Source organism: Pseudonocardia sp. NPDC049154 (assembly GCF_040648315.1).
Classification (GTDB): domain Bacteria; phylum Actinomycetota; class Actinomycetes; order Mycobacteriales; family Pseudonocardiaceae; genus Pseudonocardia.
Genome location: NZ_JBEZDN010000015.1, coordinates 1 through 14,340 on the forward strand (window position 1 = coordinate 1; position 14,340 = coordinate 14,340).

General features: G+C 75.3%; 10 protein-coding genes. 9 read left to right on the plus strand and 1 reads right to left on the minus strand.

Going from position 1 to position 14,340, the window contains the following annotated elements; genetic code table 11:
* The first annotated feature begins 31 nt into the window (after positions 1–31).
* The 4 genes from AB0B41_RS10815 (at position 32) to AB0B41_RS10830 (ending at position 6,992) form a co-directional block, all read left to right on the plus strand.
* Positions 32–892 carry a BTAD domain-containing putative transcriptional regulator gene (locus AB0B41_RS10815; RefSeq protein ID WP_358201603.1) on the plus strand — a complete coding sequence of 287 codons (861 nt, stop codon included), beginning with the start codon at positions 32–34 and terminating at the stop codon, positions 890–892.
* Positions 889–4,080: a response regulator gene (locus AB0B41_RS10820; RefSeq protein ID WP_358201424.1), complete on the plus strand. Its 3,192-nt coding sequence runs from the start codon at positions 889–891 to the stop codon at positions 4,078–4,080. Before AB0B41_RS10815 ends, AB0B41_RS10820 begins: the two co-directional genes overlap by 4 nt.
* A 154-nt stretch (positions 4,081–4,234) precedes the next feature.
* The gene (locus AB0B41_RS10825; protein ID WP_358201427.1) at positions 4,235–5,884 is read left to right on the plus strand and encodes a hypothetical protein; all 1,650 of its coding nucleotides are present in this window, start codon (positions 4,235–4,237) and stop codon (positions 5,882–5,884) included.
* Positions 5,885–5,951: 67 nt separating this feature from the next.
* Positions 5,952–6,992: a zinc-dependent alcohol dehydrogenase family protein gene (locus AB0B41_RS10830; protein ID WP_358201429.1), complete on the plus strand. Its 1,041-nt coding sequence runs from the start codon at positions 5,952–5,954 to the stop codon at positions 6,990–6,992.
* A 3-nt stretch (positions 6,993–6,995) separates the two neighbouring features.
* On the opposite strand, the gene AB0B41_RS10835 is transcribed toward AB0B41_RS10830, so the two are convergent.
* Positions 6,996–7,985 (minus strand): aldo/keto reductase, encoded by a 990-nt coding sequence (locus AB0B41_RS10835; RefSeq protein WP_358201431.1) that lies wholly within the window; start codon positions 7,983–7,985, stop codon positions 6,996–6,998.
* Positions 7,986–8,112: 127 nt separating this feature from the next.
* On the opposite strand from AB0B41_RS10835, the gene AB0B41_RS10840 reads away from it, so the two are divergent.
* The 5 genes from AB0B41_RS10840 to AB0B41_RS10860 all read left to right on the plus strand — a co-directional run bounded on the left by AB0B41_RS10840 (position 8,113) and on the right by AB0B41_RS10860 (position 14,336).
* The gene (locus AB0B41_RS10840; protein ID WP_358201434.1) at positions 8,113–9,927 is read left to right on the plus strand and encodes an NAD(P)/FAD-dependent oxidoreductase; all 1,815 of its coding nucleotides are present in this window, start codon (positions 8,113–8,115) and stop codon (positions 9,925–9,927) included.
* Positions 9,928–10,001: 74 nt separating this feature from the next.
* Complete coding sequence (locus AB0B41_RS10845; protein ID WP_358201437.1) at positions 10,002–11,210, plus strand: FAD-dependent oxidoreductase; 1,209 nt, start codon at positions 10,002–10,004, stop codon at positions 11,208–11,210.
* 95 nt (positions 11,211–11,305) lie between these two features.
* Positions 11,306–12,343: an acyl-CoA dehydrogenase gene (locus tag AB0B41_RS10850; protein ID WP_358201439.1), complete on the plus strand. Its 1,038-nt coding sequence runs from the start codon at positions 11,306–11,308 to the stop codon at positions 12,341–12,343.
* Positions 12,340–13,626 (plus strand): bifunctional PIG-L family deacetylase/class I SAM-dependent methyltransferase, encoded by a 1,287-nt coding sequence (locus AB0B41_RS10855; RefSeq protein ID WP_358201441.1) that lies wholly within the window; start codon positions 12,340–12,342, stop codon positions 13,624–13,626. The genes AB0B41_RS10850 and AB0B41_RS10855 overlap by 4 nt, the downstream gene beginning before the upstream one ends.
* Complete coding sequence (locus AB0B41_RS10860) at positions 13,623–14,336, plus strand: glycosyltransferase (protein WP_358201443.1); 714 nt, start codon at positions 13,623–13,625, stop codon at positions 14,334–14,336. The genes AB0B41_RS10855 and AB0B41_RS10860 overlap by 4 nt, the downstream gene beginning before the upstream one ends.
* Positions 14,337–14,340: the final 4 nt, after the last annotated feature.

Below are 14,340 nucleotides of genomic sequence, written 5' to 3' on the forward strand. Positions count from 1 at the left end.
CTGGCCGGGATCGACGACGCCGTAGTCCTCGATCAGTACGGAGAAGTACTTCTGTACGCCGTTCGTCCGCGTCGAGGCGGCCCGGCTCGACGAGCTGCGCCTGGGCGCCGCCGAGGACCGCGCCGACGCCGAGCTGGCGCTGGGCCGGCACACCGCGCTCGTGCCCGAGCTGGAACGGCGGGTGCAGAGGCACCCGATGCGGGAGCGCTCCCGCGCCCAGCTGATGCTCGCGCTCTACCGGTGCGGCCGGCAGGCCGACGCGCTGGCGGCCTACCGGCAGGGCCGCCGGGTCCTGCGCGACGAGCTGGGCCTCGATCCCGGCGCCCGGCTGCGCGAGCTGGAGCAGGCGGTCCTGCGGCACGATCCGGGCCTGACCTGGGAACCCCCGCGGCCGGTGGTCCTGCCCTCGGCCGGCCCGACTGCCGGTCCCGGCGCCGACGAGCCGGGCCGCGTCCTCGTCGTCGACGACAGCGGGGTCAACCGCCGGATGCTGGTCGCCGCGCTGAGCGAGCTGGGCCACGAGGTGCACGCCGCCGAGAACGGCCGGCGCGCGCTGGAGCTGTTGCCCGACGGTGGCTTCGACGTCGTCCTGCTCGACCTGCTCATGCCCGTGCTCGACGGCTACACCACCCTGGCCGCGATCAAGGCCGACCCCGCCCTCGACCACCTCCCGGTGATCATGGTGTCGGCGGTGCCGGACCTGGAGAGCGTGGTGCGCTGCATCGAGCTCGGGGCCACGGACTACCTGCCGAAGCCGTTCAGCGCCGCCATGCTCCGGGCCCGGATGCGCTCCTCGCTCACGCTGAAACGGCTGCGCGACCGCGAGCGCGCCGAGATCGCGGCCCTGCGCAACGAGGTCGACCGGGTGCGCGCCGGGGCCGACCGGCGGTGACGCGGCGTGCCGGCCGCCGGACGCTCACCCGGCTGCTGACCGTCGGGCTCGGGATCGGCGGGGCCCTCCTCGCGGTGCTGCTGCTGGTCAGCCTGCTCGCCGAGCAGAGCATGCAGGACGCCACGGAGGCCGAGGCCCGCCGGTCGGAGTCGCTGCAGCTGGCCTACGAGCTGCGGCAGACCTCGGACGACCTCACGCGGATGGCCCGCTCGTACGTGGCCACCGGCGAGCCGCGCTACCTGGACTGGTTCCGCGAGATCCTGGCGATCCGGGCCGGCACCGCGCCCCGGCCGGTGGGCTACGACGGCATCTACTGGGACGTCGTCAGCGACACCGGGCAACGCCCGACGCCGTTCGCCCCGCCGGACTCGTTCGCCACCCTGGCCGCCCGCGCCGGTTTCAGCGCGCAGGAACAGGCGCTCCTCGCGACCGCCCAGGCCCGCTCCGACGCGCTGGCCCGGATCGAGGAGCAGGCGTTCACGCTGGTCGCGGCCGGGGCGGCGACCTCCGACGCCGACCGCGCCCGGGCCACGTCGATGCTCTACGACCCGACCTACCTGCACGCCAAGGCCGAGATCATGGAGCCGATCGGGCAGGTGCTCTCGCTCGTCGACACCCGGACGGCGCAGGAGACCGCGCAGGCCACGGGGCGGGCCCGCGACTGGTCCGCGGCGGCGGTCACGACGGCCGTCCTGCTGCTGGCCGGCATGGCGGTGCTCGTCGTGGTGACCCGGCGGGACGTGCTGCGGCCGGTCGCCGAGCTCGACGCGGCCACCGCCCGGATCGCGGCGGGCGAGGCCGACGTCCGGGCCCGGGTCGCCGGCGTCGGCGAGGTCAGCGCGCTCGCCCGGCGCTTCAACGGCATGGCCGAGCGCGTCCGCGCCCGCACCGCCGAGCTGCGGCTGCTGCACCGGGTGGCGGCCACCGCGCACCGCGCCACCGACCTGCCGACCGCCACCCGCGAGGTGCTGGCGCTGGTCTGCGCCCACACCGGCTGGACGCGGGGCCGCGCGTCGTTCGCCGACGGCACCTCCCTCGCCGAGCACGGCGACCCGCCCGCGGACGCCGGACCGCGCGAACGCGTGCTCGCCACCGGCGAGCCCGTCTGGCTCCCCGGCCCGGACGGCGTATCGGGCGGATCGGACGACGTCGCCGTGGCCCTCCCGGTGCACGCGGCGGGCGAGGTCGTCGCGGTCGTGGAGTTCGTCGCGACCGGCCCCGCCGAGCCCGATCCCGCGCTGCTGGCCCTGCTGTCCGACGTCGCGGCGCAGCTCGGGCAGGTCGTCGACCGGGTCCGGACCGCCGACGCCCTGCGCGCCGCCGCCACCGCCGCGGAGAGCGCCAACCGGGCCACGAGCGCCTTCCTCGCGACGATGAGCCACGAGATCCGCACGCCGATGAACGCCGTGATCGGCATGTCCGGGCTGCTGCTGGACACCGACCTCGGGCCCGAGCAGCGCCGCTTCGCCGAGGTCGTCCGGGACAGCGCGCACGCCCTGCTGCTCATGATCAACGACATCCTCGACTACTCGAAGATCGAGGCGGACCGGCTCGAGCTGGAGCGGCGGCCGTTCCACGTCGCCGAGTGCATCGAGGGCGCGCTGGAGCTCGTCGCCGCCGACGCCGCCGCGAAGGACCTCGAGCTCCTCTGTGTGGTCGAGCCCGGCACCCCGTCCGGCCTGGTCGGCGACGTGACGCGGGTGCGCCAGGTGCTGCTGAACCTGCTGAGCAACGCCGTGAAGTTCACCGAGCGCGGCGAGGTCACCGTGACCGTGGGCGCCACACCGTGCGGGGACCGGCACGAGTGGCGGTTCACCGTGCGGGACACCGGCGTCGGCATCCCGGCGGACCGGCTGGGGTCGATCTTCGAGGCGTTCACGCAGGTCGACGCGTCGACCGCCCGGCGCTACGGGGGCACCGGCCTCGGCCTGGCGATCTGCCGGCGGCTGGCCGAGCTGATGGGCGGGTCGGTGACCGCGGAGAGCACCCCCGGCGCCGGCACCTCGGTCACGGTCACGGTGCGGGCCGAGGCCACCGGGGGCGTGCGCCGCGATCCCGTGCCCGACGCCGGCCGCGCGCTGTCCGGCCTGCGGGCACTCGTCGTCGACGACCATCCCGGCAGCCTCCGGCTGCTGCGCCGCCGGCTCGGGGCGTGGGGCATGCAGGTCAGGGACACGACCTCGCCGGCCACGGCGCTGCACTGGCTCGACGAGGGCCGCCGGTTCGACGTCGCCGTGCTCGACGAGCGCATGCCCGGGCTCGACGGCCCCGGCCTGGCCGCCGCGATCCACGCGCGGCCCGCGGGCGCCGGGATGCCGTTGGTCCTGCTCACCTCGCTCGGCAGCCGCCCGCCGCGCGACCGGACCGGGATCGCCGCCGTGCTGTCCAAGCCGGTCCGGCCCGCCGCGTTGTTCCGGGCGCTCGCCGACGCCCCCGCGGACCCGGTCCCGGTCACGCCCGGCGGCGCCGCGCCGCGGATCCTGGTCGCCGAGGACCACCCGGTCAACCAGCGGCTCGTCTCCCTGCTGCTCACCCGGCTCGGGTACCGCGCCGACGTCGTCAGCAACGGTCTCGAGGCGGTGGCCGCGGTCCGCGACCGCCATTACGACGTCGTTCTGATGGACGTCCGGATGCCCGAGCTCGACGGGCTCGGCGCCACCCGCCGGATCCGGGCCGAGGCCGAGGTCCGGCAGCCGTGGATCATCGCGGTGACCGCGGAGCCCGGCGGCCGGGACGCGTGCCTGACCGCGGGGATGGACGACCACCTGACCAAGCCGCTCGTGGCCGTCGAGCTCGCCGAGGCCCTGGCCCGGGCGCCACACGCGGAGGCTGCCGGGCCCCCTCCGCGGGACCCGGAGGCACCCGACCCGCTCGACCCGGCGGCCCTCGACCGGCTGCGCGAGCTCGTCGGCGGCGACGCCGACACCCTGTCCGGGCTCGTCGCGGACTTCCTCAGCGAGACCCCGCCCCTGGTGCGCTCGCTGCGTGCCGCCGTGGCCGCCGGCGACCCGGAGGGCGCGCAGCGCGCCGCGCACACCCTCAGGGGGCTCGGCGACACGTTCGGGGCCACCGCGATGGCCCGGCTGTGCCGGAGCGCCGAGTCACGGGGGCTGGCCGAGCTGGGCCTCGTCGTCGAGGAGATCGCGGGCGAGCACGCCCGCGTCGCGGCGGCGCTGCGGGACATCTGACCTGATCGAGCGGCACTTGGCGGTCGTTTAGCGGCGCGCTGTTCGCTGGTCGTCGGGGTCGGCGCAGCCCTCGCCGGCGCGCACCCGGGTGGGCCGCCGGAGATCACCACCGAACGTCACTCCGCGATCGGACGATGTCCGGAAAGGCAGCCGCATGAGCATCGAGAACCGGGAGGCGGGCGCCGCGCCGGCGGCCACCGCCGACGTCGGGACCGCCGCGAAGGAGACGCTGGAGGACTACACCCTCCGCTTCGCCCCGCGCAGCTACCGCAAGTGGTCGACGGGCGTCGTCGGGGTCACGGCGCTGGGCGGCATCGCCTACCTCGCCGACTTCGCCATCGGCGCCAACATCGGCATCTCCTACGGCACCACCAACGCCCTCTGGGGCATCCTCGTGTTCGCGGTGGTCATCTTCGCCACGGGCTTCCCGCTGGCCTACTACGCCGCGCGCTACAACCTCGACCTCGACCTGATCACCCGCGGCTCCGGCTTCGGCTACTACGGCTCGGTCGTCACGAACGTCATCTTCGCGACGTTCACGTTCATCTTCTTCGCCCTCGAGGGCTCGATCATGGCCCAGGGCCTCGAGCTCGGGCTCGGCATCCCGCTCTGGCTCGGCTACGCGCTCTCGACGCTGATCATCTTCCCGCTCGTCGTGTACGGGATGTCCCTGCTGTCGAAGCTGCAGCTGTGGACCACCCCGCTGTGGCTGGTGCTGATGGTCGCGCCGTTCGTGTACCTGCTGGTCAGCCACCCCGACTCGGTGGGCTCCTTCTTCGCCTACCAGGGCGAGAACGGCCAGGGCACGCCCAGCCTCGGCGCCGTGATGCTGGCCGCCGGCGTGTGCCTGTCGCTGATCGCGCAGATCGCCGAGCAGATCGACTATCTGCGCTTCATGCCGCCGAAGACGCCGGAGAACTCCCGCCGCTGGTGGACCTCGATGATCCTCGCCGGCCCGGGCTGGGTGTTCTTCGGCGCGATCAAGCAGATCGTCGGGCTGTTCCTCGCCGTGTACCTGATCGCCAACGTGGCCGACGGGGCCGCCGTCGCCAACCAGCCGGTGCACCAGTTCCTGGAGATCTACCGCGACCTCCTGCCCCCGTGGCTGGCGATGACGCTCGCCGTCGTCCTCGTCGTGATCTCGCAGATCAAGATCAATGTCACCAACGCCTACTCCGGCTCGCTGGCCTGGACGAACTCCTTCACCCGGGTCACCAAGCGCTACCCGGGCCGGCTGGTGTTCCTCGGCGTGAACCTGGTGATCGCGCTCGTGCTGATGGAGGCGAACATGTTCGACTTCCTCAACACGATCCTCGGCTTCTACGCCAACTGCGGCATGTCCTGGGTGGTCGTGGTGGCCGTCGACATCGCGATCAACAAGTACGTGCTGAAGCTGTCGCCGATCACGCCCGAGTTCCGGCGCGGCATGCTCTACGCCGTCAACCCGGTCGGCTTCGGCTCGATGATCGTGTCCGCGGGCGTGTCGATCCTGGTGTTCTTCGGGGTCTTCGGCGCGGCGGTCCAGCCCTTCTCCCCGCTCGTCGCGATCGGCCTGGCCGTGGTGCTGCCGCCGCTGCTCGCGATCGCGACCAAGGGCAAGTACTACCTGCGGCGCACCGACGACGGCCTCGACCTGCCGATGTTCGACGAGCACGGCAACCCGTCGGGCGAGGTCCTGCACTGCCACGTCTGCCGGCAGGACTTCGAGCGTCCGGACGTCACGAAGTGCGAGACCCACGACGCCGTCGTGTGCTCGCTGTGCCTGTCCACGGACAAGGTGGGAGATCACGTCCTGCCCGCGTGAGGGGCGGGTGGCGGTCGTCGCACGTGGGGCGGCCGCCACCCGGGCGTGTGCGGTGCAGAATCGTCCCGTGCCCCGCGTGATCAGGTTCCACGAGCTCGGCGGACCCGAGGTGCTGCGCGTCGAGGACCTCCCGGTCCGCGCGCCCGGCCCCGGCGAGGTCCGCATCCGGGTCGACGCCGTCGGCCTGAACCGCGCGGAGGTGAACTTCCGCCGCGGCACCTACCTGGAGGACCCGCGGCTGCCGGCGGGGCTGGGCACCGAGGCGGCCGGCGAGATCCTCGAGGTCGGGCCGGACGTCGCCGGCTGGGCCCCGGGCGAGGCCGTCAGCGTGGTCCCCGCCTTCTCCCAGAACGACTACCCGGTCTACGCCGAGGAGGCCGTGGTGCCGGCCGCGGCGCTGGTCCGGCGGCCGGCCGGGATGGACGCCGTGACGGGCGCGGCGGTCTGGATGCCGTACGTGACGGTGTACGGGATGGTCGCCGAGATCCTGCGGGTCCGGCCCGGTGACCGGGTGGTGGTCACGGCGGCCGCGAACAGCATCGGCGTCGCGGCGCTGCAGGTGCTGCGGTACCTGGGCGCGGTGCCGGTCGCGACCGTCCCGGCGCCCGGGCCGGAGGCGGCGCTCCGCGAGGCGGGCGCGTCCGCGGTGGTGGTCGCCGGGCCCTACGAGGGCGACGGCCGGGACGTCCCCGGGGGCGGCACCCTCGCCGACGCGCTGCGCGGCGCGTTCGGCAGGGCCGACCCCGGCGGGTCGGCCGGGGCCGACCTCGTCCTGGACGCCGTCGGCGGACCGCAGGTCGGCCAGCTGGTCACGGCCTGCGCGCCCGGGGCCAGCGTGATCGTGCACGGCGGCCTGTCCGGGCTGCCCACTCCCCTGCCGGGCGGCGGGTACGCGGCCGTCTGGCTGCGGCGCTACCGCGTCTTCGAGATCACCGGCGACCCGGCCGCGCTGCGCCGGGCGGTCGCGTTCGTGCAGGCCGGGCTGGCCTGCGGGGCGCTGCGGCCGGTGATCGACCGGGTCTTCGACTTCGACGACGTCGCCGCCGCCCACACCTACCTCGACTCCCCCGACCGCGCCCCCGGCAAGCCCGTCCTGCGCGTCCGCTGAGGGTCACGCCCAGGCGCGGGCGGAGCGGGCGGCCCAGTACTGCTCGGCGGGCTCGGCGAGGTCGAGCAGCTCGTCCTCCACCTCGGCCGGGATCTTCAGACCGGTCGCGGCCACGTTGCTCGCCACCTGCGCGGGGTCGACGGCGCCGGACAGCACGATCCCCGCCCACGGCTCGGCCAGCACGGCGGCGAAGGCCAGCCGGTCCACGCTGGTCCCCAGCTCGTCGGCCAGGTTGGCGACCCGGTCGTCCCGCGAGTTCGTCGCGCCGCCGGGGGCCAGCCGCCCGTTCGCGACGGCCTCCTTGACGATCACCCGCGCGCCCGCGTCCGCGGCCTCGGCCAGGGCCGGCCCGACGGACGGCTCGAGGATGTTCCAGGTGCTCTGGAACGAGGTGAACAGCGGCTCGCCGTCCACGGTCACGTCCAGCGCCCGCCGCACGGCCTCGGCCTGCCGCGGCCCGGACGTCGAGATCCCGACCCGGATCCCGTGCTCGCGCAGGTCGGCCATCGCGCGGTGGAGCGCGGCGTCGTCGAGCGCGCCGGTGTCGAGCGTCGCCGAGTGCACGTGGTAGACCGCGAGCCGGTCCCCGAGCAGCGCCAGCGACTCGGCGGACTGCTCGGCGAACGCCTCCACCGAGTGGTCCTTGACCTCGTGCGTGCCGGAGACGGAGCCTGCGGAGTCGGCCATCGGCACCCCGTCGAGCCGCCAGTCGCCGACGTAGCGGTACCCCCACTTCGACCCGATCTCGACGTCCGCCGTGTCCGGGCGGGCGGCCAGCCAGCCGGCCAGGAACTCCTCGGCCCGGCCGTAGGACCGGGCGGCGTCGACATACCGGATCCCCGCTGCGTAGGCCGCGTCGAGCACCGCCCACGTGCGTTCGCGCAGCGCCTCGACGTCCCGCGCGTCGCCGAGGTCGCGCTCGCGTCCGGCGGTGATGTACGCGGGCCGGCCGACCGCGGCGAGCCCGATCCCGATGCGGCGTACGGAGGTCACGCCCCCACGCTGCCACATCGCCGACCCGCCGCGGAGTTGCAACGGCGCTGCAACCCTTGATCCCCGTGCCGCTGGGGGCTTGGGTGGAGTGGCACGCACCACACGGGAGACGGACAGGGAGGTCCGCATGACCCAGACCCTCGAACCGGCCGCCGCCACCGGGGCCCGCGAGCGGGTCGACACGTGGCTCGCCGACTTCGAGGCCGCCCTCGCGGCCCGGGACGCCGAGCGGGCGGCCGGCCTCTTCGCGACGACGTCGTTCTGGCGCGACCTGGTCGCGTTCACCTGGAACATCAAGACCGTCGAGAACCGCGACGGGATCGCGGACCTGCTGCGGTCGACCATGGAGTCGACGGACGCACGCAACTTCCACGCCACGGAGGAGCCGACCGAGGCCGACGGCGTCGTCGACGCCTGGATCGGGTTCGAGACGGCCGTCGGCCGGGGCCGCGGGCACCTGCGGCTCACCGACGAGGGCGCCTGGACCTTCCTCACCACGCTCTACGAGCTGAAGGAGCACGAGGAGCCCCAGGGCGAGCGCCGGCCGCTGGGCGCCGAGCACGGCGTCAACCGCGAGCGCGTGACCTGGTCCGAGGCCCGGCAGGCCGAGGTCGAGGAGATGGGCCGCACCCGGCAGCCCTACGTCGTCGTGGTCGGCGGCGGGCAGGGCGGCATCGCGCTCGGCGCCCGGCTCAAGCAGCTCGGCGTGCCGCACGTGGTCGTCGACCGGTACCCGCGGCCCGGCGACCAGTGGCGCGGCCGGTACAAGTCGCTCTGCCTGCACGACCCGGTCTGGTACGACCACCTGCCGTACATCGACTTCCCCAAGAACTGGCCGGTCTTCGCGCCGAAGGACAAGATCGCCGACTGGCTCGAGATGTACACGAAGGTCATGGAGGTCAACTACTGGTCCTCCACGACCTGCAGGTCCGCCTCGTACGACGAGGAGGCGAAGGAGTGGACGGTCGTCGTCGACCGGGACGGCGAGGAGATCACCCTCCACCCCAAGCAGCTCGTGCTGGCCACCGGCATGTCCGGCAAGCCGAACGTGCCGGAGCTGCCCGGCCAGGACGTGTTCCGGGGCGAGCAGCACCACAGCTCGAAGCACCCCGGCCCGGACGCGTACAAGGACAAGAAGGTCGTGGTCGTCGGGTCGAACAACTCGGCCTTCGACATCTGCGGCGCGCTGTGGGAGGTGGGTGCCGACGTCACGATGGTGCAGCGCTCCTCCACCCACATCGTCAGGTCCGACTCCCTGATGGACCTGGGGCTGGGCGACCTGTACTCCGAGCGCGCGGTCGCGGCCGGGATGACCACGCAGAAGGCCGACATGACCTTCGCGTCCATCCCGTACCGGATCATGCACACCTTCCAGCAGCCGGTGTACGCGGCGATCAAGGAGCGCGACCAGGAGTTCTACGACCGGCTGGAGGCCTCCGGGTTCCGCCACGACTGGGGCGACGACGACTCCGGCCTGTTCATGAAGTACCTGCGCCGCGGCTCGGGCTACTACATCGACGTCGGGGCGGCGGACCTCATCGCCGACGGCGAGGTCAAGCTGGTGCAGGGCCAGGTCGTCGAGCTGACCGAGCACACCGTGAAGCTCGACGACGGCACCGAGCTCGAGGCGGACCTCGTCGTCTACGCGACGGGGTACGGCTCGATGAACGGCTGGGCGGCGGACCTCATCAGCCAGGAGGTCGCCGACAAGGTCGGGAAGGTGTGGGGCCTCGGCTCCGACACCACGAAGGACCCCGGCCCCTGGGAGGGCGAGCAGCGCAACATGTGGAAGCCCACCCAGCAGGAGGGGCTGTGGTTCCACGGCGGCAACCTGCACCAGAGCCGCCACTACTCGCTCTACCTCGCGCTGCAGCTCAAGGCGCGGCTCGAGGGCGTCCCGACGCCGGTCTACGGGCTGCAGGAAGTGCACCACACCGGCTGAGCCCGCCGCGGGGCCCGGCGGCGGGGCGAGTGGATCACGTGAGTCGATCTCCGCCGCCGGGTATCCCGCGTCACATGCATGCCGAACTGCTCGTCGTCGGCGGCGGGCCGGCCGCGCTGGCCGCCGCCACCAGCTACCGCGACCACGGGGGCGAGGGCGCGGTCGTGCTCGTCTCGGACGACACCGCGCCGCCCTACTTCCGGCCACCGCTGTCGAAGGACTACCTCCGCGGCGAGTCCGAGGCGGGTGACACGGAGCTGACCCCCGCCACCACCTACACCGACCGCGGCATCACGCTGCTGCTGCGGCAGATGGTGACCACCCTGTCCGGTCAGGAGCGCGCCGCGCAGTTGTCCGGCGGCGCGCGGATCACCTACAAGGCCTGCGTGCTGGCCACCGGGTCCGCCCCCAAGCCGCTTCCGGTGCCCGGCGCCGACGCGCCCGCCGTCGCCATGCTGCGCTCGCTCGACAGCGCCACGGAGCTGCGCTCGGCCGCCCTCACCGCCCGCAGCGCCGTCGTGGTCGGGTCCGGGTTCATCGGCTGCGAGGCCGCCGCCTCCCTGGCCCGCCGCGGGCTGGACGTCACGGTCGTGAGCATCGAGGAGCTGCCGCAGGAGAAGCGCCTCGGCGCCGACGTCGGCCGCCGGATCGCGGGCTGGCTCGCCGAGGACGGCGTCACGCTCGTCGGCGGTGCGCAGGTCGAGGCGATCGAGCCGCTGGGCGACCCGGACGAGCGCCCCCGCCGGGTCCGGGTGTCCGGGCACGCACCGCTGGAGGCCGACCTCGTGCTGGTCGCCGGCGGGATCGACCCGAACGTCACCCTCGCCCGGGCCACCGGGGCACGGGTCGAGCAGGACCGCGTGGTCGTCGACGAGCACATGCGCACCTCCCTGCCGGGCCTCTACGCGGCGGGCGACGTCGCCTACGCGCGCAACGCCACCGCGGGCCGCCACCTCGTCGTCGAGCACTGGGGCGAGGCGCAGGCGATGGGCACGATCGCGGGCGGCGTGGCCGCCGGGGCCGACCTCCGCTGGGACGCCGTGCCGGGCTTCTGGACCGAGATCGGCGACCGCACCCTCAAGTACGCCGCCTGGGGCGACGGCTACGACCACGACCGCCTCGTCGACCACGGCGGCGGCGCCTTCACCGTCTGGTACGCCGACGAGCAGGGCCGCGCGGTCGGGGTCGCCACCCACGGAGCGGACGAGGACTACGAGCGCGGCGAGCGGCTCGTCGCCGGCGGCCGGCCGGTGCCCGACGTGGCCGCGCTCACACCGGAGTAGGCGTAGGCACCTCCGGGTACGCATCCCGTGATCACGCCGGGTCGGGCGACCCGGCGTCACGTGCGACGCCCCGCGCAGGGGCTCGGGAGGTGCGCGTGTCGCTGTTGGTGTCGGCTCCGTCGACGGTGCCGGCGGGGGACCTCCGGGAGGAGGGCCGCCCGGCGGACCGGCTCGCCACGATGCTCCGCCGCGGCGAGCTGGAGCTGCCGCCGCCCGGGCAGGGCGCCACCGGCGTCCGGTGGGCCCGGCTGTCGGCGTGGGGCCGGGAGAGCCTGCCGCTCGCCCGGCTCGCCGAGGGCCACACCGACGCCGTCGCGATCCTGCGCGAGTCGGGAGCGGAGCCGGTGCCCGGCGCCCGGTACGGCGTGTGGGCGGCCCGCTCGGGCGGCACCGGCGCCGAGCTGGCCGGGGCGGCCGGCTCGTGGGTCCTGCGCGGGCGGGTCCGCTTCTGCTCCGGCGCCCCGGACCTGGAGCGCGCGCTCGTGGTCGCCGCCGCACCCGGGGGCAGCCGGATCGTCGACCTGGACCTCTCCCGCCCCGGCGTCCGGCGGCACGCCGACTCGTGGCACGCGGCCGGGATGCGGGCGAGCGACACCCTCGACGTGGACCTCGACGACCTCGCCGTGACCGACCTGGTCGGCGAGCCCGGCTTCTACACCGAGCGGCCGGGGTTCTGGTGGGGCGGCGCCGGCGTCGCGGCCGTCTGGCTGGGCGGCGCCGCCGGGCTCGTCGACGAGCTGCGGGAGCGCCTGCGCGAGAAGGCCGATCCCCACCAGCTGGCCCACCTCGGCGAGCTGCACGCCGGGCTCGAGGCGGTCGACGCCCTGCTCACCCGCACGGCCGACGTCATCGACGCCGACCCCAAGTCCCCCCACCGCACCGCCGTGTGGACCGCCCGCGCGGCGGCCGAGCGGCTCTGCCGGTCGGTCCTCGACGTCGCCCCGCGGGTCGCCGGGGTCGCCGCGCTGGCCGGCGGGCTGGCCGACCGGCTCGCCGACCTGGGGATGTACGTCCGCCAGCACCACGGCGAGCGGGATCTCGCGGCGCTGGGCGAGGCGGTCCTGGGCGAGGCGGTCCTGGGCGAGGCGGTCCTGGGCGAGGCGGGTCGGGCCGTGCCCGGGGAGGAGCGGTGACCGCGACCGTCCCGGGCTGGAGGGAGGCCCTGGCCACGCACGCCCCGCCCGCGATGGACCCGGCCGTCGGCCGGCTGGTCGTCGTCGCCGCCCACCCGGACGACGAGACGCTGGCCGCCGCGGGGTTCCTGCGCGCGGTGCACGCCGCCGGCGGCACCGTGGAACTGGTCGTCGCGACGGACGGCGAGGCCGCCTTTCCCGACGCCGCGCCCGCCGACCGGGCCGCGCTGGGCCGGACCCGGCGCGCCGAGCTGCACGCCGCCCTCGAGGCGCTCGGCGTCGGCGACACCCGGGTGACCTGGCTCGGCCTGCCCGACTCCGGCCTCGCCGGCCGCGAGGACGAGCTGACCGGCGCGCTCGCCCCGCTGCTGCGCTCCGCCGACGCCTGCCTCGCGCCCTGGACCGGCGACCCGCACCCGGACCACGCCGCTGCCGGGCGCGCCGCCGAGCGGGCGGCCCCGGTGCGCGCGCACCGCTTCGGCTACCCGATCTGGATGTGGCCCTGGATGCGGCCGGACGACCCGGCGATCCCGTGGTCGAAGGCGTGCGAGCACCGGCTCGACGAGCCCGCCCGCCGGGCCAAGGCCGCGGCGATCGGGCGGTTCGCGTCGCAGCTCGCCCCCGCCCCCGGCGGCGGCCCGCCGATCCTGCCGCCGGACGTCCTGAGCCACTTCGCCACCGGCCGGGAGCTGTTCTTCCGGGTACCCCGCCCGGACAGCGCCCCGGCCGAGCGGTTCGCCGACCTCTACGCCGGCGGCGCGGACCCGTGGGAGACCCGCACCAGCTGGTACGAGGAGCGCAAGCGCACCGTCCTCGCCGCGTGCCTGCCGCACCGGCACTACGCGCACGCCGCCGAGCCCGGGTGCGGGCTCGGCGGGCTGACCCGCGTGCTGGCCGGGCGCTGCGACGCCGTGACGGCCTCGGACTACGCCCCGGCCGCCGTGGCCGCGACCCGCGACGCGACCGGCGGGTTCCCCGGCGTCACGGTGCTGGAGGCGGCCCTGCCCGACCCGCGGGCGGTGCCCGAGGGCGTCGACCTCGTGGTGCTCAGCGAGGTGCTCTACTACCTCTCCCCCGCCGACGTCGACGCCGTGGCCGACCGCCTCGCCCACGCGCTGCTGCCGGGCGGGGACGTGGTGCTGGCGCACTGGCGCGGCTGGCCGGCGGAGGCCCCGCAGGACGCGGCGGCCACCCACCGCAGGCTCGTCGACGACCCCCGCTTCGGCCTCCTCGTCGAGCACGTCGACGAGGAGTTCCTGCTGCACGTGCTCCGGCGCTCGTGAACGGCCCGTACGCCGCGTTCCCGCCGGGGGCCGTGCCCGTCGAGGCCGTCGCGGTCGTGGTCCCGGCCCGGGACGAGGCGGATCGGCTCGGCTCGTGCCTGCGCTCGGTCCGCGTGGCGCTGTCCGGCGCCGGGCTGCCCGGCGCGATCTGCGTGGTCGCGGACCGGTGCACCGACGGGACCGAGGCGGTCGCGGCCCCGCACGCCGAGGTCGTCCGCAACACGGCTGCGCGGACGATCGGCGAGCTCCGCACCCTCGGGGCGGGACGGCTGCTGGCCCGGCTGCCCGCCCGGACCTGGCTGCTCAGCACCGACGCGGACACCGTCGTGCCGCCGAGCTGGGTCGCCGACCACCTCCGGCACGCCCGGCGCGGGGCCGACGCGGTGGCCGGCGTCGTGGACCTCGACGACCCCGAGGTGTTGCCGGCCGACGTGCTCTGCCGCTACACCGACCTCGTCCGCGCCGGCACCGGCGCCGACCGGCACACCCACGCCTACGCGGCCAACCTCGGGGTGCGGGCGGAGGCGTTCGTGCAGGTCGGCGGCTTCCCGGCGGTCCCGTCCGGTGAGGAGCACGCGCTGCTGGCGCGGCTGCGGACGGTGGGGTACCGGGTCGTCTCCCCCACGGACGTCCGGGCGCGGACGAGTGCGCGGACCGAGGGGCGCGCGGTCGGGGGCCTGGCGGACCTGCTGCGCGAGCTGGGCGCGTGAGCCG

Coding starts and splice junctions, on each gene's coding strand:
- AB0B41_RS10845 (WP_358201437.1), top strand. CDS start 10,002: ATGCATGCCGAACTGCTCGTCGTCGGCGGCGGGCCGGCCGCGCTGGCC.
- AB0B41_RS10825 (WP_358201427.1), top strand. CDS start 4,235: ATGAGCATCGAGAACCGGGAGGCGGGCGCCGCGCCGGCGGCCACCGCC.
- AB0B41_RS10840 (WP_358201434.1), top strand. CDS start 8,113: ATGACCCAGACCCTCGAACCGGCCGCCGCCACCGGGGCCCGCGAGCGG.